Origin of the sequence: Pseudomonas migulae NBRC 103157 (genome assembly GCF_002091715.1) — a bacterium.
Taxonomy (GTDB): Bacteria; Pseudomonadota; Gammaproteobacteria; order Pseudomonadales; family Pseudomonadaceae; genus Aquipseudomonas; species Aquipseudomonas migulae_A.
The window spans coordinates 68,948-94,865 of record NZ_BDAG01000017.1 but is presented as its reverse complement, the minus strand read 5'-3'; the positions used below and the strand labels follow the sequence as shown (position 1 = coordinate 94,865).

General features: G+C 57.1%; 29 protein-coding genes and 1 tRNA gene. 9 read left to right on the top strand and 21 right to left on the bottom strand.

The window, feature by feature from the left end; all coding sequences use genetic code 11:
- Window positions 1-21: 21 nt before the first annotated feature.
- From ispG to trmJ, 15 genes are all read right to left on the bottom strand, one after another.
- Window positions 22-1,131, bottom strand: coding sequence for a flavodoxin-dependent (E)-4-hydroxy-3-methylbut-2-enyl-diphosphate synthase (gene ispG, locus PMI01S_RS15085; RefSeq protein ID WP_084320784.1), 1,110 nt, complete (start codon window positions 1,129-1,131; stop codon window positions 22-24).
- Between the two features lie 3 nt (window positions 1,132-1,134).
- Window positions 1,135-2,169 (bottom strand): RodZ domain-containing protein, encoded by a 1,035-nt coding sequence (locus PMI01S_RS15080; protein ID WP_084320783.1) that lies wholly within the window; start codon window positions 2,167-2,169, stop codon window positions 1,135-1,137.
- On the bottom strand, window positions 2,169-2,927 hold the full coding sequence (gene pilW, locus PMI01S_RS15075; RefSeq protein WP_084320782.1) for a type IV pilus biogenesis/stability protein PilW: 759 nt from the start codon (window positions 2,925-2,927) through the stop codon (window positions 2,169-2,171). Before pilW ends, PMI01S_RS15080 begins: the two co-directional genes overlap by 1 nt.
- 17 nt (window positions 2,928-2,944) lie before the next feature.
- A complete protein-coding gene (gene rlmN, locus PMI01S_RS15070) occupies window positions 2,945-4,087 on the bottom strand; it encodes a dual-specificity RNA methyltransferase RlmN (RefSeq protein ID WP_084320781.1) in 1,143 nt (380 codons plus the stop codon).
- Between the two features lie 28 nt (window positions 4,088-4,115).
- On the bottom strand, window positions 4,116-4,541 hold the full coding sequence (gene ndk, locus PMI01S_RS15065; RefSeq protein WP_007903599.1) for a nucleoside-diphosphate kinase: 426 nt from the start codon (window positions 4,539-4,541) through the stop codon (window positions 4,116-4,118).
- A gap of 92 nt (window positions 4,542-4,633) precedes the next feature.
- The gene (iscX, locus tag PMI01S_RS15060) at window positions 4,634-4,834 is read right to left on the bottom strand and encodes a Fe-S cluster assembly protein IscX (protein WP_084320780.1); all 201 of its coding nucleotides are present in this window, start codon (window positions 4,832-4,834) and stop codon (window positions 4,634-4,636) included.
- A 15-nt stretch (window positions 4,835-4,849) separates the two neighbouring features.
- Window positions 4,850-5,191, bottom strand: a complete 342-nt coding sequence (gene fdx / locus PMI01S_RS15055) for an ISC system 2Fe-2S type ferredoxin (protein ID WP_007903596.1) — start codon at window positions 5,189-5,191, stop codon at window positions 4,850-4,852.
- Window positions 5,191-7,056, bottom strand: coding sequence for a Fe-S protein assembly chaperone HscA (gene hscA, locus PMI01S_RS15050; protein ID WP_084320779.1), 1,866 nt, complete (start codon window positions 7,054-7,056; stop codon window positions 5,191-5,193). Before hscA ends, fdx begins: the two co-directional genes overlap by 1 nt.
- 51 nt (window positions 7,057-7,107) lie before the next feature.
- Window positions 7,108-7,629 carry a co-chaperone HscB gene (gene hscB, locus PMI01S_RS15045; protein WP_084320778.1) on the bottom strand — a complete coding sequence of 174 codons (522 nt, stop codon included), beginning with the start codon at window positions 7,627-7,629 and terminating at the stop codon, window positions 7,108-7,110.
- Between the two features lie 8 nt (window positions 7,630-7,637).
- The gene (gene iscA, locus PMI01S_RS15040; protein WP_007903589.1) at window positions 7,638-7,961 is read right to left on the bottom strand and encodes an iron-sulfur cluster assembly protein IscA; all 324 of its coding nucleotides are present in this window, start codon (window positions 7,959-7,961) and stop codon (window positions 7,638-7,640) included.
- 27 nt (window positions 7,962-7,988) lie between these two features.
- The gene (gene iscU, locus PMI01S_RS15035) at window positions 7,989-8,375 is read right to left on the bottom strand and encodes a Fe-S cluster assembly scaffold IscU (RefSeq protein WP_003443374.1); all 387 of its coding nucleotides are present in this window, start codon (window positions 8,373-8,375) and stop codon (window positions 7,989-7,991) included.
- A gap of 85 nt (window positions 8,376-8,460) precedes the next feature.
- Window positions 8,461-9,675: an IscS subfamily cysteine desulfurase gene (locus PMI01S_RS15030; RefSeq protein WP_084320777.1), complete on the bottom strand. Its 1,215-nt coding sequence runs from the start codon at window positions 9,673-9,675 to the stop codon at window positions 8,461-8,463.
- A 50-nt stretch (window positions 9,676-9,725) separates the two neighbouring features.
- Window positions 9,726-10,217, bottom strand: coding sequence for a Fe-S cluster assembly transcriptional regulator IscR (gene iscR, locus PMI01S_RS15025; RefSeq protein ID WP_007903581.1), 492 nt, complete (start codon window positions 10,215-10,217; stop codon window positions 9,726-9,728).
- A gap of 266 nt (window positions 10,218-10,483) precedes the next feature.
- Complete coding sequence (gene cysE / locus PMI01S_RS15020) at window positions 10,484-11,260, bottom strand: serine O-acetyltransferase (protein ID WP_084320776.1); 777 nt, start codon at window positions 11,258-11,260, stop codon at window positions 10,484-10,486.
- Between the two features lie 2 nt (window positions 11,261-11,262).
- Window positions 11,263-12,033, bottom strand: a complete 771-nt coding sequence (gene trmJ, locus PMI01S_RS15015) for a tRNA (cytosine(32)/uridine(32)-2'-O)-methyltransferase TrmJ (protein ID WP_084320775.1) — start codon at window positions 12,031-12,033, stop codon at window positions 11,263-11,265.
- A 145-nt stretch (window positions 12,034-12,178) separates the two neighbouring features.
- Here trmJ and suhB point away from each other — a divergent pair, with 145 nt between their 5' ends.
- The gene (gene suhB / locus PMI01S_RS15010; protein ID WP_084320774.1) at window positions 12,179-12,997 is read left to right on the top strand and encodes a type III secretion system regulator SuhB; all 819 of its coding nucleotides are present in this window, start codon (window positions 12,179-12,181) and stop codon (window positions 12,995-12,997) included.
- A 252-nt stretch (window positions 12,998-13,249) separates the two neighbouring features.
- Here the strand turns inward: suhB and PMI01S_RS15005 are convergent, their stop codons facing one another.
- The 6 genes from PMI01S_RS15005 to queA form a co-directional block, all read right to left on the bottom strand.
- The gene (locus tag PMI01S_RS15005; protein ID WP_084320773.1) at window positions 13,250-13,801 is read right to left on the bottom strand and encodes a glycine zipper 2TM domain-containing protein; all 552 of its coding nucleotides are present in this window, start codon (window positions 13,799-13,801) and stop codon (window positions 13,250-13,252) included.
- A 119-nt stretch (window positions 13,802-13,920) separates the two neighbouring features.
- Window positions 13,921-14,835: a protein translocase subunit SecF gene (gene secF, locus PMI01S_RS15000; protein WP_084320772.1), complete on the bottom strand. Its 915-nt coding sequence runs from the start codon at window positions 14,833-14,835 to the stop codon at window positions 13,921-13,923.
- Between the two features lie 9 nt (window positions 14,836-14,844).
- Window positions 14,845-16,713 carry a protein translocase subunit SecD gene (gene secD / locus PMI01S_RS14995; RefSeq protein WP_084320771.1) on the bottom strand — a complete coding sequence of 623 codons (1,869 nt, stop codon included), beginning with the start codon at window positions 16,711-16,713 and terminating at the stop codon, window positions 14,845-14,847.
- A 63-nt stretch (window positions 16,714-16,776) separates the two neighbouring features.
- On the bottom strand, window positions 16,777-17,115 hold the full coding sequence (gene yajC / locus PMI01S_RS14990; protein ID WP_007916913.1) for a preprotein translocase subunit YajC: 339 nt from the start codon (window positions 17,113-17,115) through the stop codon (window positions 16,777-16,779).
- Window positions 17,116-17,158: 43 nt separating this feature from the next.
- A complete protein-coding gene (gene tgt / locus PMI01S_RS14985; RefSeq protein ID WP_162491076.1) occupies window positions 17,159-18,274 on the bottom strand; it encodes a tRNA guanosine(34) transglycosylase Tgt in 1,116 nt (371 codons plus the stop codon).
- 14 nt (window positions 18,275-18,288) lie between these two features.
- Entirely contained in the window at window positions 18,289-19,338 is a 1,050-nt protein-coding gene (queA, locus tag PMI01S_RS14980) for a tRNA preQ1(34) S-adenosylmethionine ribosyltransferase-isomerase QueA (protein WP_084320770.1), read from the bottom strand.
- Between the two features lie 107 nt (window positions 19,339-19,445).
- On the opposite strand from queA, the gene PMI01S_RS14975 reads away from it, so the two are divergent.
- The 8 genes from PMI01S_RS14975 to PMI01S_RS14940 all read left to right on the top strand — a co-directional run bounded on the left by PMI01S_RS14975 (window position 19,446) and on the right by PMI01S_RS14940 (window position 25,557).
- Window positions 19,446-19,530: transfer RNA gene (locus tag PMI01S_RS14975), tRNA-Leu, on the top strand.
- Window positions 19,531-19,693: 163 nt separating this feature from the next.
- Window positions 19,694-21,022, top strand: coding sequence for a tyrosine-type recombinase/integrase (locus tag PMI01S_RS14970; protein ID WP_027605406.1), 1,329 nt, complete (start codon window positions 19,694-19,696; stop codon window positions 21,020-21,022).
- Between the two features lie 424 nt (window positions 21,023-21,446).
- Window positions 21,447-21,722, top strand: coding sequence for a hypothetical protein (locus tag PMI01S_RS14965; protein WP_034128031.1), 276 nt, complete (start codon window positions 21,447-21,449; stop codon window positions 21,720-21,722).
- 288 nt (window positions 21,723-22,010) lie between these two features.
- Window positions 22,011-22,991 carry an integrase domain-containing protein gene (locus tag PMI01S_RS14960; protein ID WP_084320769.1) on the top strand — a complete coding sequence of 327 codons (981 nt, stop codon included), beginning with the start codon at window positions 22,011-22,013 and terminating at the stop codon, window positions 22,989-22,991.
- Entirely contained in the window at window positions 22,988-23,263 is a 276-nt protein-coding gene (locus PMI01S_RS14955) for a hypothetical protein (protein ID WP_034128033.1), read from the top strand. The genes PMI01S_RS14960 and PMI01S_RS14955 overlap by 4 nt, the downstream gene beginning before the upstream one ends.
- Before the next feature lie 117 nt (window positions 23,264-23,380).
- On the top strand, window positions 23,381-24,775 hold the full coding sequence (locus PMI01S_RS14950) for a hypothetical protein (protein WP_139272968.1): 1,395 nt from the start codon (window positions 23,381-23,383) through the stop codon (window positions 24,773-24,775).
- On the top strand, window positions 24,759-25,160 hold the full coding sequence (locus PMI01S_RS14945) for a hypothetical protein (RefSeq protein ID WP_084320767.1): 402 nt from the start codon (window positions 24,759-24,761) through the stop codon (window positions 25,158-25,160). Before PMI01S_RS14950 ends, PMI01S_RS14945 begins: the two co-directional genes overlap by 17 nt.
- Window positions 25,161-25,347: 187 nt before the next feature.
- Window positions 25,348-25,557: a hypothetical protein gene (locus PMI01S_RS14940; protein WP_034128036.1), complete on the top strand. Its 210-nt coding sequence runs from the start codon at window positions 25,348-25,350 to the stop codon at window positions 25,555-25,557.
- Window positions 25,558-25,918: the final 361 nt, after the last annotated feature.

Here is a 25,918-nt window from a genome sequence, read left to right as displayed (position 1 = left end):
CAATCCTTAAATTCGTTCGACTCAACCGCGGGCGATGACTGCCGCGTCGGCTTCGACCTTTTCGGCCGCTTTCTGGCGGATCAAGCGTTCGAGCTCATCCACCAGATTGTCATTCGTCAGTTTCTGCGACGGCTTGCCGTCGATGTAAATCAGGTTTGGCGTGCCGCCGGTCAAGCCGATATGGGCTTCCTTGGCTTCGCCCGGCCCGTTGACCACGCAACCGATCACCGCGACATCCAGCGGCACCAGCAGGTCTTCGAGGCGCCCTTCCAGCTCGTTCATGGTCTTGACCACATCGAAGTTCTGCCGCGAGCAGCTCGGGCAGGCGATGAAGTTGATGCCACGGGAACGCAGGTGCAGGGATTTGAGAATGTCGTAGCCGACTTTCACTTCCTCGACCGGGTCGGCCGCCAACGAGATGCGGATAGTATCGCCAATACCTTCGGCGAGCAGCATACCGAGGCCTACGGCAGATTTCACCGTGCCGGAACGCAAACCACCGGCTTCGGTAATCCCCAGATGCAGCGGCTGGACGATTTCCTTGGCCAGCAGGCGGTAAGCGGCGACGGCCATGAACACGTCGGAGGCTTTCACGCTGACCTTGAAGTCCTGGAAGTTCAGGCGTTCAAGGTGCTCGACGTGACGCAGGGCAGACTCGACCAGCGCGGCCGGGGTCGGCTCGCCGTATTTCTTTTGCAGGTCTTTTTCCAGGGAGCCGGCGTTGACGCCGATGCGGATCGGAATCCCGCGATCACGGGCGGCATCGACCACCGCGCGCACGCGGTCTTCACGACCGATGTTGCCCGGGTTGATCCGCAGGCAGTCAACGCCCAGTTCGGCGACGCGCAGCGCGATCTTGTAGTCGAAGTGAATGTCGGCCACCAGCGGCACTTTGACCAGTTGCTTGATCTTGCCGAAGGCTTCGGCGGCGTCCATGTCCGGCACCGAAACCCGCACGATATCGACACCAGCGGCTTCCAGACGATTGATCTGGGCCACGGTGGCGGCGACGTCATTGGTGTCGCTGTTGGTCATGCTCTGCACAGCGATGGGCGCATCGCCGCCAACAGGCACGTTACCGACCCAGATTTTCCGGGATTCGCGACGCTTGATTGGAGATTCGCCTTGCATGACTTATTGACCCAACTTCAGGCGAGCAGTCTCGCCACTGGTGAACGGAGCGACATCGACCACCTGCCCGTTGTAGCTGACCTGCGCGCCACGGGCGAAGCCCAGACGCACGGCAAACGGCGGCTTGCCGCTGACGGTAACGTTTTCGCCTTTACGCTTGAGACCACTCAGCAGCACTTTGCCAGTGCCGTCGGTAACCTGGGTCCAGCAATCAGCAGTGAATTGCAATTGAACCTGACCCTGGCCGGCAGCTGGAGCAGCCGCTGCCGGTGCGGGAATGGTCGGCGTGACCGAAGCGCTCGCTGGCGGGGTCGATACCACAGGTGCCGTCGGGGCTGGCGCTACCGGCGTCGCGACAACCGGCGCGGCGCTGTGTGTCGGTGCGGCAGGCGCTGGGGCCGCCGGTGCAGCTGGAGCGGCAGCAGGCGCAGTGGCTTCGGCTTCAGCCGGTTCTTCAGTCGAGCTTTCGGCTTGCGGCAATGCCAGCGACGTCGTGCCTTCTGCCTGACCTTCCGCGACAGCCTGGTCTTCCGGCTCGTCCAGCGGATGGATCTGGGTGGTGCCATCGGCGCCTTCGACTTCAACGTGTTCCGGGCTCAGGCTGACCTGGTCTTTGGTGCGCAAAGAGGTCTGATCCTGCCACCAGACAAAACCACCGCCGATCACCGCGATCAGCAGCAACAGGCTGACGATTCGCAAAATGGTGTGGGAAACCCGAACCGGTTCTTCGATGCGACCCAGGCTGTGGACATTGCTACCCTGGGAGTCGGTGCCGGTGGATTGGTCGAACTGCTGAACCAGAACGGTCTGGTCCATGCCCAGCAATTTGGCGTACGCGCGAATATAACCGCGGGCAAAAGTATGCCCAGGCAGCTTGTCGAAAGCGCCGGCTTCAAGATTGCTAAGGGAGTTAACGGTGAGGTTGAGCTTGAGGGCCACTTCGGCCAGCGACCAGCCATTGCTTTCGCGGGCCTGGCGCAAAGTCTCACCGGGGTTAACGCGATTCGCCGCTACAACTTCAGGATGCGCCGCTTTCATCATTGCTCCGACAGGTATTGCTGATATTCCGGCGTACCGGGATAGAGTCGTTTTAGTTGCAGGCCAAAACTGGCGGCCTTGTCGCGATCTTCGAACACTTTTGCCAGACGAACGCCGAGCAATAGACTACGTGCATTTTGCTCGGTGAGCAGGCTAAAACGGTCGTAATAGTCACGTGCGGGCACATAATGCCTGTCTTCGTAAGACAACTCAGCCATTTCCAGCAATGCACGGGGTTGTTGACGGTTCAAACGCAGGGCTTTTTCCAGTTGCTGCCGGGCCAGATCACGCTGGCCAAGCTTGGAAGCGGTCATGCCCAGGTTCTCGAACACCCGTGAACGCTCAGGATACAGGGTATCGGCGGCGGCTTGTTCGAAGCGCTCGTACGCCTCTTTGTAACGTTTCTGCTCGAAAAGAAAACTGCCGTAGTTATTCAGGATGCGTGCATCGTTGGACCGGGAGGACAGCGCCTTGCGAAAGTGCTCGTCCGCCAGCTCCGGCTCCATCTCCGCCTGAAACACCAGCCCCAAAGCGGCGTTGGCGTCGGGGTCCGAGCTGTCCAGTTCCAAGGCCTTTTTCAACGGGACCTTGGCGCGTTCGGTCATGCCCTGCTGCAAGTAGCCCAAACCCAGTTGCACATAGGCGACACGCGCTTCATCGCGGCCCTTGCTGGTCTTCATCGGGTTGAAATCGCCCGACAGAACGCAGCCAGTACAAAGACTGGCCAACAGCACAAGCAGCGCGAAGCGCAGGGACATAGAGATCCTCTCTTGATTTATTTCGCGGCGTTTTGCGCCATATCGTTGTCGGCGCTCAACTCGCGCACGGCGATATAACGTTCGCTGCGACGGGTGCGATCCAGCACCTGCCCTACCAATTGGCCACACGCGGCATCGATGTCTTCACCGCGGGTGGTGCGTACGGTGACATTGAAGCCTGCATGGTGAAGCTGATCCTGGAACCGGCGAATCGCGTTGTTGCTCGGGCGCTCGTAACCGGAATGCGGGAACGGGTTGAACGGAATCAGGTTGATCTTGCATGGGATGTTCTTGAGCAACTCGATCATCTCAACGGCATGTTCGACCTTGTCGTTGATGTCCTTGAGCAAGGTGTACTCGATGGTCAGCACGCGTTTTTCGCCCAGGGACGACATGTAGCGCTGGCACGACTCGAGCAGCATCTTAAGCGGATACTTCTTGTTGATCGGCACCAATTGGTTACGCAATGCGTCGTTCGGTGCGTGCAGGGACAACGCCAGGGAGACGTCGATGTGCTTGGACAGCTCATCGATCATCGGCACCACGCCGGAGGTCGACAGGGTTACACGGCGCTTGGAAATGCCGTAGCCCAGGTCGTCCATCATCAGATGCATGGCCGCAACGACGTTGTCGAAGTTCAGCAACGGCTCGCCCATGCCCATCATCACCACGTTGGTGATGGCACGGTCGGCGGTCGCCGGGATGCTGCCGAACGATTTATTGGCAATCCACACCTGACCGATAACTTCGGCGGCGGTGAGGTTGCTGTTGAAACCTTGCTTGCCGGTGGAGCAGAAACTGCAATCCAGGGCACAGCCTGCCTGGGACGAAACGCACAGAGTGCCGCGTTTGCCCTGGGGAATGTAAACGGTCTCGACGCAGCTGCCGGACGCCACGCGCACCACCCACTTACGGGTGCCGTCGGTGGAAATGTCCTCGCTGACGACCTCAGGACCGCGAACTTCGGCAATAGCCTTGAGCTTGTCGCGCAAGGCCTTGCTGACATTCGTCATGGCGTCGAAATCATCGACGCCAAGGTGGTGAATCCATTTCATTACCTGACCGGCACGGAAACGCTTCTCCCCGATTGAGTCGAAGAATTTTTCCATTTCCTGTTGAGTCAGACCCAGCAGGTTGGTTTTTACAGTCGATGTAGTCATGGATTCACCTTCACTCTTAAGCCAATGCTTAGCGAGTGGTTACTTCAGTAGCTGCGAAGAAGTACGAGATTTCGCGAGCAGCAGCGGCTTCGGAGTCCGAGCCGTGTACAGCGTTGGCGTCGATGGAATCAGCGAAGTCAGCACGGATGGTGCCGGCAGCAGCTTCTTTAGGGTTGGTAGCGCCCATCAGCTCACGGTTCAGAGCGATAGCGTTTTCGCCTTCCAGAACCTGAACGACAACCGGACCGGAGATCATGAAAGCAACCAGGTCGTTGAAGAAACCACGAGCGCTGTGCTCAGCGTAGAAGCCTTCAGCTTCGGCTTTGGACAGTTGCTTCAGTTTCGAAGCTACAACGCGCAGGCCTGCTTTTTCGAAACGAGTGGTGATCTCGCCGATGACGTTTTTTGCAACAGCGTCAGGCTTGATGATGGAGAAAGTACGTTGAACAGCCATGGTGTAACTCCAGAAACGGTAATTTGTGAAAAATTAAACCCGCGAATTATACGCGGGTTCTTGGGTATTGCCTAACTGCGTACGGTGCAGAATCAGTCTGCTTCTTCGATCCAGGCGGCCTGAATGGCTTCAAGCACCTTCTCGCCACCGCGTGTCGGATCATCGCTGAACTCCGGCAACGCCAGCACCCATTGGTGCAGATCGACGAAGTTCACGTAACGCGGGTCTACATCCGGCTTTGACTCAGTCAGCTGGATCGCGATTTCCAGCACATCAACCCATTTCAGGCTCATGACAGTTCCCTTGAATCAGTGCGGCGCTTCGGCGGCGTGGTTGAGCGAGTATTTCGGAATCTCGATGGTCAGGTCTTCGGTCCCGACGATCGCCTGGCAGGCCAGACGCGATTGAGCTTCCAGACCCCAGGCACGATCGAGGAAATCTTCTTCCAGTTCATCCGCTTCTTCCAGCGAATCAAACCCTTCTCGAACGATGCAGTGACAAGTGGTGCAGGCGCAAACGCCGCCACAGGCACTTTCCATCTCGATGTGGTGCTCATGGGCCAGCTCGAGAATGGAGATGCCGGGCTCAGCCTCGACAACCATGCCTTCCGGGCAGAACTTCTCGTGGGGCAGAAAAATGACCTGCGGCATCAGTTATCCTCGATTTCATTCAGGTTGCGCCCCGCCAGCGCGGCTTTCACCGTCGAGTCCAGGCGGCGGGCAGCAAAGGCATCGGTCACTTGCGACAGACGCTTGGTCTGCTGCTCGATGGCGTAACCATCGGTACCTTTCATCAGTTCGGTCAGTTCCTGCATCTGCAGCTCGATAACCATGCGCTCTTCGGCGTCGAGCAAACGCTCGCCGTCAGCCTCGAGGGCGGCTTGCACCGCCTCGATCAGGCGCTGGGCATCGACCTGCTGCTCACGCAGTACGCGGGCGACCTTGTCGTCATTGGCGTGCTGGAACGAATCCTTGAGCATCTTGGCGATTTCGCCGTCGGTCAGGCCGTAGGACGGCTTGACCTGAATGCTGGCTTCAACGCCCGAACCCAATTCACGGGCCGACACGCTGAGCAAGCCGTCGGCGTCGACCTGGAAGGTCACACGAATCTTCGCTGCACCCGCCACCATCGACGGGATACCGCGCAACTCGAAGCGCGCCAGGGAGCGGCAGTCGCTGATCAGCTCACGCTCACCCTGCAACACGTGAATCGCCATGGCCGACTGACCATCTTTATAAGTGGTGAAGTCCTGGGCACGAGCGACGGGGATGGTGGTGTTGCGCGGAATCACCTTCTCCATCAGGCCGCCCATGGTTTCCAGCCCCAAGGACAACGGAATCACATCAAGCAACAGCAACTCATCGCCATCGCGCTTGTTGCCGGCCAGGGTATCGGCCTGGATCGCGGCACCGATGGCCACCACTTGATCCGGGTCGATTTCAGTCAACGGCTCACGACCAAAGGCTTCAGCGACCGCTTCGCGAACGCGAGGGACACGGGTCGAACCGCCGACCATGACCACGGCGTGCACTTCTTCCAGCTCGACGCCGGAATCGCGCACTGCGCGGCGGCAGGCTTTCAGGCTGCGAGCCACCATCGGTTCGATCAGTGCATTGAAGGCTTCACGGGTCAGCTGGGCTTTCCAGTCGCCATAAGCGACTTCAACAGCCGAGGCATTGGTCAGCGCTTCTTTGGCCGCGCAGGCGGTTTGCAGCAGATTGCGTTGCGCACCTGGATCGAGGTCGGCGGACAAACCGGCGCTCTCGATGATCCAGCCAGCAATGGCGTGGTCAAAGTCATCGCCGCCCAGGGCACTGTCGCCACCGGTCGCCAAAACTTCAAACACACCGCCGGTCAGACGCAGAATCGAAATATCGAAGGTGCCGCCGCCCAGGTCATAAATCGCGACCAGGCCTTCAGCGTGCTGATCCAGTCCGTAAGCCACAGCGGCAGCGGTCGGTTCATTGAGCAAACGCAGCACGTTCAGGCCGGCCAGCTTGGCCGCGTCCTTGGTGGCTTGACGCTGAGCATCGTCGAAATAGGCCGGAACGGTGATCACCGCACCCACCAGCTCGCCACCCAACGTCTCTTCGGCGCGCTGACGCAGCACTTTCAGGATATCGGCGGAGACTTCAACCGGACTTTTCGGCCCCTGGATGGTGTCGATGAACGGCATGTGCGACTCGCCGCCGACAAAGCGGTACGGCAATTGCTCGCCCAATTGCTTGACGTCGGACAGACCACGACCCATCAAGCGCTTGACCGACAGCACGGTGTTCAAAGGATCGGTAGCGGCAGCCAGTTTGGCCGACTCGCCGACTTCGACGCGGTCGGCGTGATAGCGCACGGCAGACGGCAGGATGACCTGCCCGTCAGCGTCGGCCAGAGGCTCGGAAAGACCACTGCGCAATGCAGCGACCAACGAATTGGTAGTGCCCAAGTCGATCCCCACAGCCAGACGACGCTGGTGCGGTTGAGGACTTTGGCCGGGTTCGGCGATCTGCAGTAGGGCCATCGTGATCAGGACTTATCTGTATATCAGGCGTGCGACCGGAGCGGCACTGGGTTAATCGTCGAGGCGCTCTTCTAACTGGCGCACTTCGTAGGTGAGCTTGTCGAGGAACTGCATGCGCCGCATCAGGCGTTCGGCCTGCTCACGTTGCGCTGCGTCATTCCAACAGGCTGCGAAGCTTTGGTTCAGTTCATCCTGCGCGGTTTTCAGGCGACGCTTGAACGCTGCAATACCGGCCATGTCGGCGCTGTCTTGCAGGTCTTCGAGCTCTTCACGCAACTCCATCTGCTGCAGGAGAAACGCCGGATCATGCACCGTGACCTCCAGCGGCAGCTCGCCACCATTCAAAGCGAGCAGGTATCGCGCGCGCTTCGGGGGACTTTTGAGCGTCTGGTAGGCCTCGTTGAGGCTCGCGGATTGCTCTAGCGCCAGACGCTGCTCGCGCTCGGAAGCGTCCGCAAAACGGTCCGGATGAACACTGCGCGCCAACTCACGGTAGCGCGTAGCCAGCTGGTCGAGGTCCAGATTGAAACTCGGTTGCAGCTCGAATAAAGCGAAATGACAAGGAGTACCCACAAGTAGCCTCAGATATTGAAGCTTTCGCCGCAGCCACATTCACCGCGTACGTTGGGGTTGTTGAACTTGAAGCCTTCGTTCAACCCTTCCTTGACGAAATCGAGCTCGGTGCCGTCCAGGTAGGCCAGGCTTTTCGGGTCGATGATCACTTTTTCGCCGTGACTTTCGAACACCTGGTCCTCTGCAACCACCTCGTCGACAAACTCCAGCACGTAGGCAAGGCCGGAACAGCCCGTGGTGCGAACACCCAGACGTATCCCTTCACCTTTGCCGCGCCCGTTGAGGGAGCGTCGCACGTGTTGAGCAGCCGCTTCTGTCATGCTGATAGCCATCGGTGACTCCTTACTCGTCGCCAAAAATCAGATCAAGCCTTTCTTCTGCTTGTAGTCGCGAACGGCCGCTTTGATAGCGTCTTCAGCAAGTACGGAGCAGTGAATTTTCACTGGCGGCAAGGCCAGTTCTTCGGCCAGCTGAGTGTTTTTGATGGTCTCTGCTTCATCCAGAGTCTTGCCTTTCATCCACTCGGTCGCCAGGGAGCTGGAAGCGATAGCAGAACCGCAACCGTAAGTCTTGAACTTGGCGTCTTCGATGATGCCTTGCTCGTTGACCTTGATCTGCAGGCGCATCACGTCGCCGCACGCCGGGGCGCCGACCATGCCGGTGCCGACATCCGGGTCTTCCGCGTCCATCTTGCCGACGTTACGCGGGTTTTCGTAGTGGTCGATGACCTTTTCGCTGTAAGCCATGATTCTTAATCCTCACTCATCAGAGAGTCGCTCTTGAAGCCCTGCGAACCTGGGTTCGACAGGGCTGGTTTGCGGCGACTTGAAATCAGTGTGCCGCCCACTCGATTTTCGAAATGTCGACACCGTCTTTGTACATGTCCCACAGCGGCGACAGAGCGCGCAGCTTGGTAACGGCCTCGCAGACTTTCTGCGCGGCGTAGTCGATTTCTTCTTCGGTGGTGAAACGACCGAAGGTGAAGCGGATCGAGCTGTGTGCCAGTTCGTCGTTGCGGCCCAGTGCGCGCAGTACGTACGAAGGCTCCAGCGAAGCCGAGGTGCAAGCCGAGCCGGACGAAACCGCCAGATCCTTGAGCGCCATGATCAGCGACTCGCCTTCAACGTAGTTGAAGCTCAGGTTCAGGTTGTGCGGAACGCGAGCGGTCATGCTGCCGTTGACGTACAGCTCTTCCAGGTCTTCGACCTGCTTGAAGAAACGGTCGCTCAGGGCTTTGATGCGTACGTTCTCGGCAGCCATGTCTTCCTTGGCTACGCGGAAGGCTTCGCCCATGCCGACGATCTGGTGGGTCGCCAGGGTGCCGGAACGCATGCCGCGCTCGTGACCGCCGCCGTGCATGGTCGCTTCGATGCGAACACGCGGCTTGCGGCTGACGTACAGCGCGCCGATGCCTTTAGGGCCGTAAGTTTTGTGGGCGGAGAACGACATCATGTCGACTTTCAGCTTCTGCAGGTCGATCTCGACCTTGCCAGTGGACTGAGCGGCGTCGACGTGGAACAGGATGCCCTTGGAGCGGGTCAGTTCGCCGATGGCCGCGATGTCGTTGATGGTGCCGATTTCGTTGTTCACGTGCATGACCGAAACCAGAATGGTGTCGTCACGCAGGGCTGCTTCGATCATTTCAGGCGTAACCAGACCATCGGTGCGAGGCTCGATGTAGGTCACTTCGAAGCCTTCACGCTCCAGTTGGCGCATGGTGTCGAGGACAGCCTTGTGCTCAATCTTGGTGGTGATCAGGTGTTTGCCTTTGGTCGCATAGAAATGCGCCGCACCCTTGATTGCCAGGTTGTCGGATTCGGTGGCACCGGAGGTCCAGACGATTTCACGCGGGTCGGCGTTGACCAGGTCTGCGACCTGACGACGAGCGTTTTCGACGGACTCCTCAGCTTTCCAGCCGAACACGTGGGAACGGGACGCCGGGTTACCGAAGTTTCCGTCGACCAGCAGGCATTCACTCATTTTTTGCGCAACACGCGGATCAACCGGGGTGGTCGCAGAGTAATCAAGGTAAATCGGCAATTTCATGGACTATCTCCTAAATCAGGCTGGCTGGCGTGCCGCTAGCTCTTTGGCTGTCATTCGACGGCGGACGCTTCAATCTTGTCCAGGCGTGGCGCCTTGCTGTTGCAACGGCGCTGGTCCTGACGCTGGGCTACTTCTTGTACCTCACGGCGAGTGACAAGGTCAGCCAAGCTGATACCGCTCAGAAACTCGTGAATCTGCAGGCTCAGATCGCACCACAAGTGGTGAGTCAGGCAGGTGTCGCCTTGATGGCAATCGCCCTGGCCCTGGCACTTGGTGGCATCGACCGATTCGTTTACCGCATCGATCACCTGGGCAACCTGAATGCCCTGCATGTCGCGGGACAGCTGGTAGCCGCCACCCGGACCACGGACGCTCGATACCAGATTGCTGCGGCGCAACTTGGCGAAAAGCTGTTCGAGGTAGGACAGGGAGATGCCTTGGCGCTCGGAGATATCGGCCAGGGACACCGGCCCGTGCTGCGCGTGCAACGCCAGATCGAGCATGGCGGTCACGGCGTATCGGCCTTTTGTAGTCAGTCGCATGGACAATTACCACGGAGTTCGGAATGGGGCGAGTATGCAATTCCCGAGTATTTAAGTCAACTATAAGACCTAGTACTTTAGTCAGGATTACCCGCAAAAGAGCGGCAGCATCATAGCAAAGGCGGGGCGGTTACAGCCAGCGAATGCGCGTTGCCGTTCTTCGCGAGCAAGCCCGCCCCCACATGGGATCTTCGTCGCACACAAAATCTATGGCCACTGGAGATTCAATGTGGGAGCGGGCTTGCTCGCGAAGGGGCCAACTCGGTTTAGCTGGCCTGACTCTGATCCTTGTCCTTCACACAGGCGAAATCTTCTTCGCGCAGCTCAGGCAGATCTTTCGCACAGTAATTGCTGCCCAGATCCTTCAGCGCCCCGCACATCCCCTCCAGACGACCATCAACTGCCTGCAGATGATCAAGCAACTGATTGATGGCGCGCGCCACCGGGTCCGGCATGTCTTCGCCAACACCGTAGGCATCAAAGCCAATCTTCTCGGCCATTGCCTTGCGCCTGGCATCCTGCTCTTCGTCGGATTTGACGATGATCCGCCCTGGAATGCCGACGACAGTCGCGCCGGCCGGCACAGCCTTGGTCACCACGGCATTGGAACCAACCTTGGCACCCGCGCCAACGGTGAACGGGCCGAGCACCTTGGCACCGGCACCCACCACAACCCCATCTTCCAGAGTCGGGTGACGCTTGCCTTTATTCCAGCTGGTGCCACCGAGAGTCACACCTTGATAAAGGGTGACATCGTTGCCGATCTCTGCAGTTTCACCGATGACAATGCCCATGCCATGGTCAATAAAGAAGCGCCGACCCACCTTGGCACCCGGATGAATCTCGATCCCGGTCAACCAGCGACCGAAGTTCGACACCAGCCGCGCCAGCCATTTCAGCTCGGCACGCCACAAGGCTGCCGACAGGCGATGGATCCAGATGGCGTGCATGCCCGGGTAGCAAGTCAGGACTTCAAAAGCGTTACGCGCCGCCGGGTCACGATGGAAAACACTCTGGATATCTTCACGCAAACGCTCGAACATCATTAATCCTTCCGCTTTAGAAGCTCACCACGGGCCGCTTTCTGGGTTTCCGTGAGGATGCCACGCAATATATTCATTTCCGCCCGGCTGACCGAGCTTCGTCCGTACAACCGACGCAGGCGCGCCATCAAGTGCCGTGGCTTTTCCGGATCGAGGAATTCAATGGCCACCAGGGTTTGTTCCAGGTGTTCATAGAACCGCTCCAGCTCATCCATGGTCGCCAGCTCAGCGCTTTTGACGGAGGCCACTTCTTCCTTCTCGACCTTGCTCGGCTGACCTTCGGCCGCCAGCCAGGACATGCGAACTTCATAGCTCAACACCTGCACCGCTGCCCCAAGGTTCAGCGAGCTGAACTCAGGGTCTGACGGGATGTGCACGTGATAATGACATCGCTGCAGCTCTTCATTGGTCAAACCGGAATCTTCGCGACCGAATACCAGTGCGATTTCCGCGCCCTGCCCCGCCTCCTCGACCACTTTCGTCCCGCATTCGCGTGGATCGAGCAACGGCCAGGGAATGCGACGATCACGGGCGCTGGTGCCCAGCACCAGATTGCAGCCGACCAAGGCATCTTCCAAGGTGGCGACGACTTGCGCGTTTTCAAGGATGTCCCCGGCGCCGGAGGCTCGCGCATCGGCTTCGTGGTGCGGGAACAAACGCGGTTCGACCAGCACCAGCCGCGACAGGCCCATGTTCTTCATGGCACGCGCAGCCCCGCCGATATTGCCGGGGTGGCTGGTATTGACCAGGACGACACGAATGTTATGCAGCACGGGAGGCGTTCTCGAACACAATTTTGGGAGCAGAATCTTACAGTTCATCCTACCGTTAAGCTATGAAAGCGAACACCAACCTTCACCTGTAGAAAAGTTCTGATAGAATGCCCGGCTTTCTTTAACAACCTTAGGTGACACATCCATGCAGCCCATGCTGAATATCGCGCTGCGCGCCGCCCGCAGCGCCAGTGAATTGATCTTCCGCTCCATCGAGCGCCTGGATACCATCAAGGTCGACGAAAAAGACGCCAAGGATTACGTATCCGAGGTGGATCGCGCCGCTGAACAGAAAATCATCGACGCGCTGCGCAAGGCTTACCCGAACCACTCGATCATGGGTGAAGAAACCGGCATGCACGCCGGCACCGGGATCGAAGGCGAAGAATACCTGTGGATCATCGATCCGCTGGACGGCACCACCAACTTCCTGCGCGGCATTCCTCACTTCGCAGTCAGCATCGCCTGCAAATACCGCGGTCGCCTGGAACACGCTGTTGTTCTGGACCCGGTTCGCCAGGAAGAATTCACCGCCAGCCGTGGTCGCGGCGCTCAACTGAACGGTCGTCGCCTGCGCGTCAGCGGCCGCACCAGCCTGGACGGCGCCCTGCTGGGTACTGGCTTCCCGTTCCGTGACGATCAGATGGACAACCTCGACAACTACCTGGGCATGTTCCGCGCCCTGGTTGGCCAGACTGCCGGCATCCGCCGTGCTGGCTCGGCGAGCCTGGACCTGGCTTACGTAGCAGCCGGTCGTTTCGATGCATTCTGGGAGTCGGGCCTGTCCGAGTGGGACATGGCTGCAGGCGCCCTGCTGATCCAGGAAGCCGGCGGTTTGGTGAGCGACTTCACCGGCAGTCACGATTTCCTCGAGAAAGGCCACATCGTTGCCGGTAACACCAAGTGCTTCAAGGCAGTGCTGACGGCGATCCAGCCGCACCTGCCGGCCTCGCTGAAGCGCTAAGCTCGCAGCGACAAAAAAGCACCCTTCGGGGTGCTTTTTTTATGCCTGGAAATCCACCCCTAGAACACCATCGCCCCCTTGTAGGAGCCGGCTTGCTGGCGATAGCGGTCGGACATTCAACATTCATGTCGACTGTTACACCGCTATCGCCAGCAAGCCGGCTCCTACAGGGATTTGTGGTGATGCATGAATTCCGGGCACAAAAAAAGCACCCCGCAGGGTGCTTCTTTTTTGACTCTTGAACCTGAGTAGTTAGCGATTCTGTTCGTTCTGCCCCAGAATCAGCTTGCCTTCCTTGTCGACCGGAATCTGGTTGCCCGGATCGCGATCCATCCGCACCTTGCCTTCCTTGCCATCCAGCGAATAACGAACGTCATAACCTACAACCTTGTCGCTGATGTCATTCACTGTATTACAGCGAGTCTGCGTCGTGGTGTAGGTGTCACGTTCCTGCATACCTTCCTGAACTTTGTTGCCTGCATAACCACCACCGACCGCGCCCGCAACCGTGGCAATTTTCTTGCCGGTGCCGCCGCCGATCTGATTACCCAGCAGACCACCTGCCAGTGCACCTACCACCGTACCGGCAATCTGGTGTTGATCTTTCACCGGCGCTTGCCGAGTCACTGCTACATCCTTGCACACTTCACGTGGAGTCTTGATTTGCGTCTTGACCGGCTCAACGGCGAGTACTTGCGCATACTCCGGGCCGTTATTTTTAACCAGACTGTAGGTGGCCACAGCACCCCCGGCAGTCACACCGACAGCACCCAGTACAGCACCAACCAGCATCGACTTGTTCACATGAACCTCCTGACCATCACCCGCGGAACATGTCCGCGCTTCTCCCAGCCTTGGAGCACAAAAAAAGGCGCGAGTTCAACTCGCGCCTTTTTGGGCTGACAGCGGGGAATGCGAGGCCGTTATGGACGGTCGTCGACTTCCTTGTCAGTGGCCACAGGAGGAATCAGGTCCTCGGTGCTCAGGTTCAGCCAGATTAGCACCACGTTCGCGATGTAGATCGACGAGTAAGTACCCGCCAGAACACCGATAAACAGGGCGATGGAGAAGCCGAACAGGTTATCGCCGCCGAAGAACAGCAGGGCCGCGATCGCCAGCAACGTGGAGATCGACGTCGCCATGGTCCGCAGCAGGGTTTGCGTGGTCGAGATGTTGATGTTCTCGATCAGGCTGGCCTTGCGCAGCACACGGAAGTTCTCACGAACCCGGTCGAATACCACGATGGTGTCGTTGAGCGAGTAACCGATGATCGCCAGCACCGCCGCCAATACCGTCAGGTCGAAGGTGATCTGGAAGAACGACAGGATACCGATGGTCACGATCACGTCGTGGATCAAGGACACGATCGCACCGACCGCAAACTTCCACTGAAAGCGGAAAGCCAGGTAGATCAGAATGCCACCCAGCGCCATCAGCATGCCGAGGCCGCCCTGGTCGCGAAGCTCTTCACCGACCTGAGGGCCGACGAACTCAACGCGCTTGACCGAGGCCGGGTTGTCGCCGCCGACCTTCAGCAGCGCTTCTGCCACCTGATGGCCCAGCTGCGGATCTTCACCCGGCATGCGCACCAGCAGATCGGTGGTAGCACCGAAGCTCTGCACGATCGCTTCGTGATAACCCGAAGTGGCCAGTTGCTCGCGCACCTTGGTAACGTCGGCCGGACGCTCGTAGGTCAGCTCGATGAGCGTACCGCCGGTGAAGTCCAGGCCCCAGTTCATGCCCTTGGTGGCGACGCTGAACAAGGCCAGCGCAGTAAGGAACAATGTGACGCCGAACGCAAAGTTGCGAACGCCCATGAAGTTGATTGTACGTAACATGGCAGCCCCTTAAATCCACAACTTCTTGAAGTCACGACCGCCGAAGATCAGGTTGACCATCGCGCGGGTCACCATGATGGCCGTGAACATCGAGGTAAAGATCCCGAGGGACATGGTCACTGCGAAACCTTTGACTGGACCTGTGCCCATCGCAAAGAGAATCCCGCCGACCAACAGAGTTGTCAGGTTGGCGTCGAGAATCGCAGTAAATGCCCGGCCGAAGCCTTCGTTGATTGCCCGTTGTACGGTCATGCCCGCCGCGATCTCTTCACGAATCCGCGAGAAGATCAGAACGTTGGCGTCGACCGCCATACCCATGGTCAATACGATACCGGCGATACCCGGCAAGGTCAGCGTTGCACCCAGCAGCGACATCAGGGCCAGCAGCAGCACCATGTTCACAGCCAGAGCGACGGTGGCGATGATGCCGAAGAAGCGGTAGATGGCGATGATGAACAGCGAGACAAACAGCATGCCCCACAGCGATGCATCGATACCCTTGACGATGTTGTCCGCACCCAGGCTCGGGCCAATGGTGCGCTCTTCAGCGAAGTACATCGGTGCAGCCAGACCACCGGCACGCAGCAACAGCGCCAGTTCGGACGACTCGCCCTGGCCGTTCAGGCCAGTGATGCGGAATTGAGCACCCAGCGGCGACTGGATGGTCGCCAGGCTGATGATCTTCTTCTCTTCCTTGAAGGTTTGAACCGCTACGTCTTTCTCGACGCCGTTAACCACTTGCTTGGTGTAAGTGGTGACCGGACGTTGCTCGATGAAGATCACCGCCATGCTGCGACCGACGTTGCTGCGGGTCGCACGGCTCATCAGTTCGCCACCGTGGCCATCCAGGCGGATGTTCACTTCTGGCGTGCCATGCTCGCCGAAGCCAGCCTTGGCGTCAGTCACCTGGTCACCGGTGATGATCAGGCCACGCTCGATCTGTGCTGGCGGACGATTGCCTTCACGGAACTCGAACGTCTCGGAAGTGGCTTTCGAAGCGCCAGGCTCTGCAGCCAGACGGAACTCAAGGTTGGCCGTCTTGCCGAGGATACGCTTGGCTTCTGCGGTGTCCTGCACGCCCGGCAGCTCAACCACGATGCGGTTGGCGCCCTGACGCTGAACGATCGGTTCGGCAACACCCAGCTCGTTGACGCGGTTACGTACCGTGGTCAAGTTCTGCTTGATGGAGTATTCGCGGATTTCCGCCAGCTTGGCCGGGGTCATCGCCAGACGCAGCACCGGTTGGCCATTGAGGTCGGCCGGAACAATGTCGAAATCGTTGAAGTTCTTGCGGATCAGTGTGCGGGCCTGTTCGCGGGAAGCTTCATCACTGAAACCCAGCTGAATGGCGCCGTTGAGTTGCGGCAGGCTGCGATAGCGCAGTTTCTCTTTACGCAACAGGCTCTTCACATCGCCTTCGTACACTTTCAAGCGTGCGTCGATGGCTTTGTCCATGTCCACTTCGAGCAGGAAGTGCACACCACCGGACAAGTCCAGACCCAGCTTCATCGGGTGCGCGGCGAGGCTGCGCAGCCATTGCGGGGTGGTTTGCGCCAGGTTCAGTGCAACGACGTAGTCATCACCCAACGCCTTGCGCACGACGTCTTTGGCCGGCAGCTGGTCTTCAGCCTTGGTCAGACGAATCAGACCGCCCTTGCCGTTGGCCGCCAGGGTGGCTGCCTTGACGTTGATCCCGGATTCCTTGAGCGCAGCGCTCACACGATCCAGATCAGCCTGATTGACTTGCAGCGCAGTGCTTGCGCCACTGACCTGAATGGCCGGGTCATCAGGATATAGATTGGGAGCGGAATAAATCAGACCGACCGCCAGCACCGCCAGGATCAGAATGTATTTCCACAGAGGGTATTTGTTCAGCATCACGCCGCCCGCTTATGACGCGGGGCGCCTTGCGCGCCCCGTCGATTGAGTAGAAGTTGAAACTTAGATCGCTTTCAGCGTGCCTTTTGGCAGCGTGGCGGCAATGGCGCCTTTCTGGAACTTCATTTCGACGGTGTCAGAAACTTCCAGAACCACGAAGTCGTCAGCCACTTTAGTGATCTTGCCGGCGATGCCGCCGGTGGTCACGACTTCGTCGCCTTTCTGCAGGCTGCTCAGCAGGTTCTTCTGCTCTTTGGCGCGCTTGGCCTGTGGACGCCAGATCATCAGGTAGAAGATGACCAGGAAACCGACCAGGAAAATCCACTCAAAACCGCCACCCATTGGGCCGGCAGCGGCCGGTGCAGCAGCGTCAGCCATGGCATTCGAGATAAAAAAGCTCATTTAGCACTCCAGTTGCAAATGTTGAATCTTGGGGTCAGAAAACTCAGTCCAAAGGCGGAACAGGTAACCCGCGTTTGGCGTAGAAGGCATCGACAAAGGCGGCCAATGTACCCTGTTGAATAGCCTCGCGCAAACCAGCCATAAGCACTTGATAATGACGCAAGTTATGGATGGTATTGAGCATGCTTCCCAGCATTTCGCCGCACTTGTCCAGGTGATGCAGATAAGCGCGGGAGAAGTTCTGGCAGGTATAGCAATCGCAGGTCGGATCGAGCGGCGAATCATCATGGCGATGGAACGCGTTACGGATCTTCAGCACGCCGGTATCAATGAACAGATGCCCATTGCGGGCATTACGGGTTGGCATCACGCAATCGAACATGTCCACACCGCGGCGCACACCCTCAACCAGATCTTCCGGTTTGCCAACGCCCATAAGGTAACGAGGTTTGTCAGCCGGCATCTGGCCCGGCAGGTAATCCAGCACCTTGATCATCTCGTGCTTCGGCTCGCCCACCGACAGACCGCCGATGGCCAGGCCATCGAAGCCGATCTGGTCGAGGCCTTCCAGCGAACGCATGCGCAAATCCTGGTGCATGCCGCCCTGAACGATGCCGAACAGCGCTGCCGTGTTGTCGCCATGGGCCTCTTTCGAACGTTTGGCCCAACGCAACGACAGCTCCATCGACACGCGAGCGACGTCTTCGTCGGCCGGGTACGGCGTGCATTCGTCGAAAATCATCACGATGTCGGAGCCCAGGTCACGCTGGACCTGCATCGACTCTTCCGGCCCCATGAAGACTTTGGCGCCATCGACCGGAGAGGCGAAGGTCACGCCCTCCTCCTTGATCTTGCGCATCGCGCCCAGGCTGAATACCTGAAAACCGCCGGAGTCAGTCAGAATCGGGCCTTTCCACTGCATGAAATCGTGCAGGTCGCCGTGCTTCTTGATCACTTCAGTGCCAGGACGCAGCCACAAGTGGAAGGTGTTGCCCAGAATGATTTCCGCGCCGGTCGCGACGATATCCCGCGGCAGCATGCCCTTGACGGTGCCGTACGTGCCCACCGGCATGAAAGCCGGGGTCTCGACGGTACCGCGAGGGAAGGTCAAACGACCGCGACGAGCCTTGCCGTCGGTAGCAAGCAACTCAAACGACATACGACTTTGGCGACTCATTCTGTTTCCTCGGGGCCACGTGGCGCGGGGTTACGGGTGATAAACATCGCATCACCGTAGCTGAAAAAGCGGTATTCATGCTCCACGGCGGCTTTATAGGCGGCCATGGCTTCGGGATAACCGGCGAACGCCGAAACCAGCATCAACAGCGTGGATTCAGGCAAATGAAAGTTGGTGACCAAGGCATCGACCACATGAAACGGCCGGCCCGGGTAAATAAAAATGTCTGTGTCGCCACTGAACGGCTTGAGCACGCCATCGCGCGCGGCACTTTCCAGCGAACGCACGCTGGTGGTCCCCACCGCCACCACACGACCACCGCGAGCACGACAAGCGGCGACGGCATCGACCACGTCCTGGCCGACTTCCAACCATTCGCTGTGCATGTGGTGGTCTTCAATCTTCTCGACCCGCACCGGCTGGAACGTACCCGCCCCAACGTGCAAGGTCACGAACGCCGTCTCGACGCCCTTGGCGGCAATCGCCTCCATCAGCGGCTGATCGAAATGCAGCCCTGCCGTCGGTGCCGCCACCGCGCCCAGACGCTCGGCATACACCGTCTGATAACGCTCGCGGTCCGAGCCTTCATCCGGGCGGTCTATATAAGGAGGCAACGGCATGTGCCCGACGCGGTCGAGCAGCGGCAACACCTCCTCGCTAAACCCCAGCTCGAACAACGCATCGTGACGCGCCAGCATCTCGGCCTCGCCACCGCCATCGATGAGGATCTTCGAACCCGGCTTCGGCGACTTGCTGGACCGCACATGCGCCAGCACACGATGACTGTCGAGCACCCGCTCCACCAGAATTTCCAGCTTGCCGCCGGAAGCCTTCTGGCCAAACAGCCGCGCCGGAATCACCCGGGTATTGTTGAACACCATCAAATCGCCCGGGCGCAAATGCTCAAGCAAATCAGTGAATTGACGGTGTGCCAGGGCGCCGCTGACCCCATCAAGGGTCAACAGGCGACTGTTGCGACGCTCGGCCAAAGGGTGGCGAGCAATCAGCGAATCAGGGAGTTCGAAAGTAAAGTCAGCAACGCGCATGATGGGGTTCGTCTAGCAGGGCCCGGAAGTCTAGCGGAAATAGTGAAAATTCTCCATGTACCTGATTGACCGACGGTTATCTCATCTCTATACTTCGCCGCCATTGAGCCCTGATGGCGGAATTGGTAGACGCGGCGGATTCAAAATCCGTTTTCGAAAGGAGTGGGAGTTCGAGTCTCCCTCGGGGCACCATTTGCAGTACATAGACGACTACCAGCGTCTACGTAACACCTCTAGAGCCCGCTAACTGCGGGCTTTTTGGTCTCTGGGGTTCCACCCCCATCTCTTGCAAGCCAGCCTCTTTTTGGTACATTTTCTGTACATATTCCAGTTCGAGAACCGGAGGTGTACAGCGATGCCATTGACCGCCTTGCAAATCAAAGCGTCCAAGCCTGCCGACAGACCGTTCACGTTGAGTGATAGTTCGGGTCTTGCCTTGCTGGTGAAACCCAACGGCAGCAAGTATTGGCACTTCCGGTACACCTATCAGGGGCGGGCGGCGCGCATGTCACTGGGTGTGTATCCGCATATCTCCTTGCAGGAAGCCCGTGAACGAGCTGCAGAATGCCGCAACCTACTCAAGCAAGGCACCAACCCCGGCGCCAAACGCCGCGATGACAAACTGCGACAGCAGGAGGCCGGGCTCAACACCTTCAGGCGAGCCGCGGAGTACTGGTATCAATTCAAATCGGACTCCGGCCGCAGCAGCGCGACGCTGAAGAAGATCCGCGACTATCTCGATAAGGATCTACTGCCCGCTCTCGGCGAGAAGCAACTGGAGCTCATCACGCGAAGCGACTGCGCAAAACTGCAGGCCTGCATCGAAAAACGAGGCGCCTTCAATGTTGCGGACAAGACCCGGACCTGGTTGAAACAGATTTTCAGTCAAGCCATTGCACGCGGCCTGTGCGAACACAATCCAGCCTCCGAACTCCATGCCATTGCGATAGCCCCACCGCCCACTCAACACTACCCACATCTGCACGAACACGAACTACCTGAGTTTCTCCGGGCCTTAAGCAAGACCACCAGCCGGCTACCAGCGAGGATTGCATCATGGATGACAATTCTGACAGCGAGCCGCCCCGGCATGGTTCGCTACGCAAAATGGGAGGAAATCGATTTTGAGGAAGGGATATGGACCATCCCGGCCGCCCGCATGAAGATGCGCAGAGACTACGTCAGCCCTCTACCTCATCAATTGATCGCCATGCTTACCAAACTGAACCAAAGCACTGGCCGCAGTCGGTATCTATTCCCAGGCAATGGTGAAAAGCAGCCAGTCATCAGTGAAAACACGATCAACCTGGTGTTCGCCAAGATCGGCTATAAAGGACGACTCGTCAGCCATGGCACTCGTCATACCGCAAGCACGCTGCTGCGAGAACATGGCTGGCTGAAGGACCATGTCGAGAGCCAGCTGGCTCACGTCGAGGGCGGCATCTCTGGCGAGTACAATCAAGCCCTATACCTGCCGCAACGTCGGATCATGATGCAGTGGTATGCAGACTATCTCGACGCCCTCAAAGAAGGCATTACAGCCAACCTTCGCGATCAATTTGATACTCGCGTTAATCAGTTCCTCGCACGCCCTTCTGCACCGCCTCTAACAGCATCCCATGCACACAAAGATGATCACCTCCAAAAGTTGCCTATCGAGACAGACTCAACGGCGACTCAGTGATCACGTGACGCCTCACCAATTCGACCCGGTCGACGACAACATCATCGCCTTGCAAAACTACCGTGGCGCATTCCAACACTGGTAAGTCGGTGAGATCTCCACAGCCCAGCCTTCCACGCGGGTCCACCCAAACAGGGCTGCAAAGCCGCCCTGCTTGGATGGACCTCACTTAAAAAATCTAAAGCCCACGCAACTGTCTGTGGAAAACCACGGATTTCCACCGGTGGATAATTTCATCCACCGCCGCAGAACTCCGGATAATTCGAGCCTTGACCCGAATTATCCACAGGCGTAAAAAAGATCGGGCAAAGCGCTGTCGTTGACAGCAACTCAGGTAGCCAGAACCTTTAAGGCTACGCCACACCGTGGTGGTTCTCCCAAAGTGCGATGAGCGTCCGGCGGCTCGCACAGTCACAGCGATGTGATGGATGCCTACTTCTACCAGAGTGGCCACTGCGGCAACTCACACCCCTTCGTAGCTGCCCTGCAGCAACCTATCCGCTTGGCCATTTCATTGCGCCAACCTGCGCCCGTCTCTTTCTTCCGGAAAGAGACGGGCGCTCCTACCGCTGCTGCAGCCCATCTCGTACAAGGCTTTGCGGCATTTCCCCTCGTGACAATCGGCGTGACAAACACCGAAGTCACCAGCAACGGCGATGCAGATGATGGTGCCGCAGCCTACGGAATGGACTGCACCTGACTGACAGTCAGGCATGCCCCGGTCATCGCTTCACTGCCTTCACCTGACTCAGGATCTCGCGGCACTGGCCTCGTCAGCCAGTGCAGCCTCCACCCGCCCACCGGTAACGGTGTTCAGGAGGCCAGATCATGAGATGCCCAAGCTCCCGGTCGTAAAGAGCCGACAGTCCCGCGTTAGTGGACAACCCTCACAGGTCGCAGGGGCCTTGATCCCTGATAACACTCAACATTCTTGGCGGAATGACGTGGGGAAAAGCTTCAACGTTTTGACTTCGAGAGGAGTTTGATCATGGCGCTGGTCGGTAAACGGGATGGGCGCAATTTTGGCTATGGCCGGCAATTGAGCTACGCCGGGCCGCAGGCGTTGAAAGACATGTTCGGCGGTGGGCATTACGGCACGGTCAAGGCGCACAGTGATCGCTGGCAGGCGTTTGTACGCTGGTGTCGGTCGGAGGATGGACCAGGGTTTAACGATGCGCGACAAATTGATCGGCAGACCTTGCTGGACTACGCCGGGTATCTGCGCCAGCAAGTTGAACAAGGTGAGCTCTCTATCGCGACTGCGCAAAACCGATTATCCAGTGTGAATCGGACCATGGCCGCGCTGCGAGGTGATCAGTATGTGAAGGTGTCGAGTCCGAGCAAGGCTTTAGGACTGCAGCGCACAACCGTCCGCACAGCAACCCCGCAAGGCCAGGATCGTGAACAGGTGAAGCGGATCGTCGAGGCGCTCTGCGAACACCAACTGCCGCGCGCCGCCGCCATCGTGCAGCTGGCCCGAGCCACAGGCATGCGCTTACGCGAGGCGATTTTGGCCGACCTTCCGCGCTTGAAGCATGAGGCCGAACAATACGGCAAGATCAACATCCAGGACGGTACCAAAGGTGGCCGTTCAGGCGCGTCAGCACCTCGCTGGATCAGGGAGAATGATCATATTCGTGACGCACTGAGGTTTGCCGAAAAGGTCTCGCCCGACGATAGCCGCAACCTGCTTGCACCGAACGAACGCTACCTCGATTTCTTGCAGGGAATCGTCGGCCCTGCACGGGACATCCTCCATCAGTACAACCTCAAAGGCTTCCACGAATTGCGGGCAGCCTATGCGTGCGAACGTTACGAGCAAATCACCCATCATCCCGCGCCTATCAACGGTGGCCATTGCTATCAGCTCAACCGACACCTCGATCAGGAGGCCCGAGTACAAATCAGCTATGAGCTGGGGCACGGCCGTATCGGCGTGGTATCGGCTTACATTGGTGGTCGAGCATGAACACGGCATTCGATATGGAGCTGTTCCTGGCGGGCGTCTTGACCGGGTCACACACCACACGCCAACGCCACCTGCGTCAGGCGAAGACTATCCAAACAGCGATCGCTGAGCGCTGGCAATGCGACAACCCATGGACTTGGCAGAGAAAACACCTTGCATGGTTTTTGAATCACCATCTAAACAAGCGCACTGAATCGACGCGCTATTACTATTTGCTGACCATGCAATTACTCACTCATCGTCTAGGAAAATCCTGGCAGTTCACCCCCTAAGCGAAGGTCAGAAAACGGCCAAAGGCAGCCGCTCATATAATGAAGCTGATATCTTTGACCTCACGGCTTTGGCTCAAGCAGAAGCCAAGAGCGATAAAATGAATGGAGGCATACCGAATGGCTACTCAGGTGGCAGCAACGTACTCACCAGATTACCAATGCATCAGACTAAAGTCTGTATTTCCCGCTTTTGCGGATCCGGAAGAACCTCAAGGCTTTCAAACTCCACATCAAACTGGTTTTTTTATCCACGAGTGGCTTCATTATCTACACAATAATTCAACAATTCATGGAGTAACTGCATACTCACACGCCGTGATACTGTGGTCAAATGTTCGGGCCATCATTGACCATAATGGCTTATGCATCGGAGATGACCACTTGCCGATTCAGGATTTTGCCGACATCCGAAAGCAATATAAACATCGTTTAGATTCTAGGGCAGCACAGAATAATAAAATAGAAGCAAGCCTTCGTTTGGATGATCTGGATTTTATTTCCTGCAAAAAGGACACGGCATATATTGAGGGAGACGAGAACTATCCGTCCACAAAGCTGCTTTGTGATGTTGTGAGCAAGGTTGATGACAAAGTTTTCAAGATAAAAATCGGCTGTCATGAAATTGTCGAATATATTGCATTTGCGCTAGAGTCGAGATTTCTGAGAAATTTGAAAGAGCTGCCCCTATCTGCTCCTATTGATCCATACCTATTGATTAATGGTCTGGCAACACTTATATCGCCAACCCTTGAAAGAGAAACAATATTGCGTTGTGCAATATTTTCACTTCAGCTTCCCGATCCTCCTTCTTACCTTGCAGGGCTACTAGATTGGTCGGAAAGAAATAAGTGTGAGCAAAAAGATCCAGATATCGAAATAACAAAAAAAGCATCCGATCATTTCAAGACAAATACGCATGTCATGAATGATCAAGTTGACATGATAAAAAACATGCTGCCTTTAGATTCCCCATTTGCGCGAGCCGTCAAGCATACTGCGAATCTAATGAAGAAAAACTACCTTTACCGGATAGATAATCCGTTTTTTGAAATTGATTTGGTAAACGAATTTTCCAGATTGGGTGGGGCTGCCATAAATGCTGCGATGGACAAACATGGTGTTGGGTTCCTTATTCAGGAGCGGGAGGGCCCAGATGATAAATTCATGCGAGACCTTATGTTTGATATATCTCTACCTCATAAACTTGACGCAGATATTACCTATGGCCGAAGAGTAGCTCAAGCCGCCTTTAGTTATGTTCTTGAATTTTTTAAAGTTGAGAATGACAAGATAAAACAGCCAGTCAGGATGCGGTGCCCTTTCTTCACATCATGTGATTCGGAGTATCGGCGCGACAATCCAAGCATATGCAGCACTGCGCCTTGGGAATCTCGAAAACTTGAGCAGTCCAAGATTTGTTATTTTGGAGAGGCTGTGATAAACACAAAACAACCGCCATCCTGCGAAGAAGGTGATCAAGAGAAGGAGAGCAAAGATGACTCGTGCAATTGAAGATAGAGCAAAACTTTACTTGCTGACCGAATTTAGGCACCCCAATTATGAGTTCCGGGGAAAAGAGGTAGGAGATAAGGGGTTTGACTTATGGTTAGACGAAAGAGGCCACGCCCCGAAAAAAGTTGAGCTGAAAGCCACCGCCGCCGCGTATCAAAGGCATAGCAATATTTTCGAGCGCTTGGTTTTCAATGCCGAAATTGAAAAACAATTGTTTGAGAGTGGCGAGTCTGTTATCGCAAGATTGTTCATGGGATCAGCGCCGCCACGCCTATTTATAGTTACTAATGCCATATTCAATACCGGGGCAAAACTTACGGTTGAGTCGCGATATGTGGTTCGAGGTAGAATTAATTATACCAGCTCAATAGTGGAGCTTGCTTAACTGCCAAATCAATGACAACTTCGATTCGTTAGGTAGTTTCCACGAAGGGGTCGACTGCGGCCCTTCGTGACTGGCAGAAATCGACTGTGGATGCACCCTCCTCCCGGCGTCCTTCCGACCATGCGCAACTCCCTACCGAGGTCAGTAATCCCCCTGCTACGCTGAAAATTTCACGGAGGATTGCACAATGCCAAACTCAGACTTACTCCCTTCCCTGCTATTTAAGATCAACGAAAACCAGCTCGCCCTGGAGGCCGCCATCATGGAGCTTTCGAACTGGGTAGAGATGCGCGGATCGGCGGACGTCGCCGACAATGTTCGGGGCGCCCTGAACACGATCGATCGAAACGAGGAGTTCATCAAGATAACGCTTGCTGTGCTCATGACGCCCGACTAATCGCGAAAGTTCGCCATGTGTCGGTTCGGCATTTTTTGGTAGACCAGGGAGTCTATCCGTAACCAGTTTTTTGTAGATATTATTCACAGCTCGTCGGAAATTGGATGGAGAAATCCTATCAAGCTTCCATCCATACCAGTCCTTATTGGAGGCAGGTAGGATGTACACTTCACGGTACAACGTGGAAGTGTACACATGCAAAAAACTATGTTAATTATACAGTTATGCTATTATTCGAGTCTCCCTCGGGCACCAAAATTAAGAAAGGTCTTGCTTTGCAAGGCCTTTTTTTCACCTGTAGAAAAGCACCTGACACCCCACCGACCTGTAGGAGCCGGCTTGCTGGCGATGCTTTTGGCTT

Bases quoted from the DNA above. Each gene is read 5' to 3' on its own strand.
- ispG (WP_084320784.1), bottom strand. From the start codon at position 1,131: ATGCAAGGCGAATCTCCAATCAAGCGTCGCGAATCCCGGAAAATCTGG.
- PMI01S_RS15080 (WP_084320783.1), bottom strand. From the start codon at position 2,169: ATGAAAGCGGCGCATCCTGAAGTTGTAGCGGCGAATCGCGTTAACCCC.
- pilW (WP_084320782.1), bottom strand. From the start codon at position 2,927: ATGTCCCTGCGCTTCGCGCTGCTTGTGCTGTTGGCCAGTCTTTGTACT.
- rlmN (WP_084320781.1), bottom strand. From the start codon at position 4,087: ATGACTACATCGACTGTAAAAACCAACCTGCTGGGTCTGACTCAACAG.
- ndk (WP_007903599.1), bottom strand. From the start codon at position 4,541: ATGGCTGTTCAACGTACTTTCTCCATCATCAAGCCTGACGCTGTTGCA.
- iscX (WP_084320780.1), bottom strand. From the start codon at position 4,834: ATGAGCCTGAAATGGGTTGATGTGCTGGAAATCGCGATCCAGCTGACT.
- fdx (WP_007903596.1), bottom strand. From the start codon at position 5,191: ATGCCGCAGGTCATTTTTCTGCCCCACGAGAAGTTCTGCCCGGAAGGC.
- hscA (WP_084320779.1), bottom strand. From the start codon at position 7,056: ATGGCCCTACTGCAGATCGCCGAACCCGGCCAAAGTCCTCAACCGCAC.
- iscA (WP_007903589.1), bottom strand. From the start codon at position 7,961: ATGGCTATCAGCATGACAGAAGCGGCTGCTCAACACGTGCGACGCTCC.
- iscU (WP_003443374.1), bottom strand. From the start codon at position 8,375: ATGGCTTACAGCGAAAAGGTCATCGACCACTACGAAAACCCGCGTAAC.
- PMI01S_RS15030 (WP_084320777.1), bottom strand. From the start codon at position 9,675: ATGAAATTGCCGATTTACCTTGATTACTCTGCGACCACCCCGGTTGAT.
- iscR (WP_007903581.1), bottom strand. From the start codon at position 10,217: ATGCGACTGACTACAAAAGGCCGATACGCCGTGACCGCCATGCTCGAT.
- cysE (WP_084320776.1), bottom strand. From the start codon at position 11,260: ATGTTCGAGCGTTTGCGTGAAGATATCCAGAGTGTTTTCCATCGTGAC.
- suhB (WP_084320774.1), top strand. From the start codon at position 12,179: ATGCAGCCCATGCTGAATATCGCGCTGCGCGCCGCCCGCAGCGCCAGT.
- secF (WP_084320772.1), bottom strand. From the start codon at position 14,835: ATGTTACGTACAATCAACTTCATGGGCGTTCGCAACTTTGCGTTCGGC.
- secD (WP_084320771.1), bottom strand. From the start codon at position 16,713: ATGCTGAACAAATACCCTCTGTGGAAATACATTCTGATCCTGGCGGTG.
- yajC (WP_007916913.1), bottom strand. From the start codon at position 17,115: ATGAGCTTTTTTATCTCGAATGCCATGGCTGACGCTGCTGCACCGGCC.
- tgt (WP_162491076.1), bottom strand. From the start codon at position 18,274: ATGTCGTTTGAGTTGCTTGCTACCGACGGCAAGGCTCGTCGCGGTCGT.
- queA (WP_084320770.1), bottom strand. From the start codon at position 19,338: ATGCGCGTTGCTGACTTTACTTTCGAACTCCCTGATTCGCTGATTGCT.
- PMI01S_RS14970 (WP_027605406.1), top strand. From the start codon at position 19,694: ATGCCATTGACCGCCTTGCAAATCAAAGCGTCCAAGCCTGCCGACAGA.
- PMI01S_RS14965 (WP_034128031.1), top strand. From the start codon at position 21,447: ATGGATGCCTACTTCTACCAGAGTGGCCACTGCGGCAACTCACACCCC.
- PMI01S_RS14960 (WP_084320769.1), top strand. From the start codon at position 22,011: ATGGCGCTGGTCGGTAAACGGGATGGGCGCAATTTTGGCTATGGCCGG.
- PMI01S_RS14955 (WP_034128033.1), top strand. From the start codon at position 22,988: ATGAACACGGCATTCGATATGGAGCTGTTCCTGGCGGGCGTCTTGACC.
- PMI01S_RS14950 (WP_139272968.1), top strand. From the start codon at position 23,381: ATGGCTACTCAGGTGGCAGCAACGTACTCACCAGATTACCAATGCATC.
- PMI01S_RS14945 (WP_084320767.1), top strand. From the start codon at position 24,759: ATGACTCGTGCAATTGAAGATAGAGCAAAACTTTACTTGCTGACCGAA.
- PMI01S_RS14940 (WP_034128036.1), top strand. From the start codon at position 25,348: ATGCCAAACTCAGACTTACTCCCTTCCCTGCTATTTAAGATCAACGAA.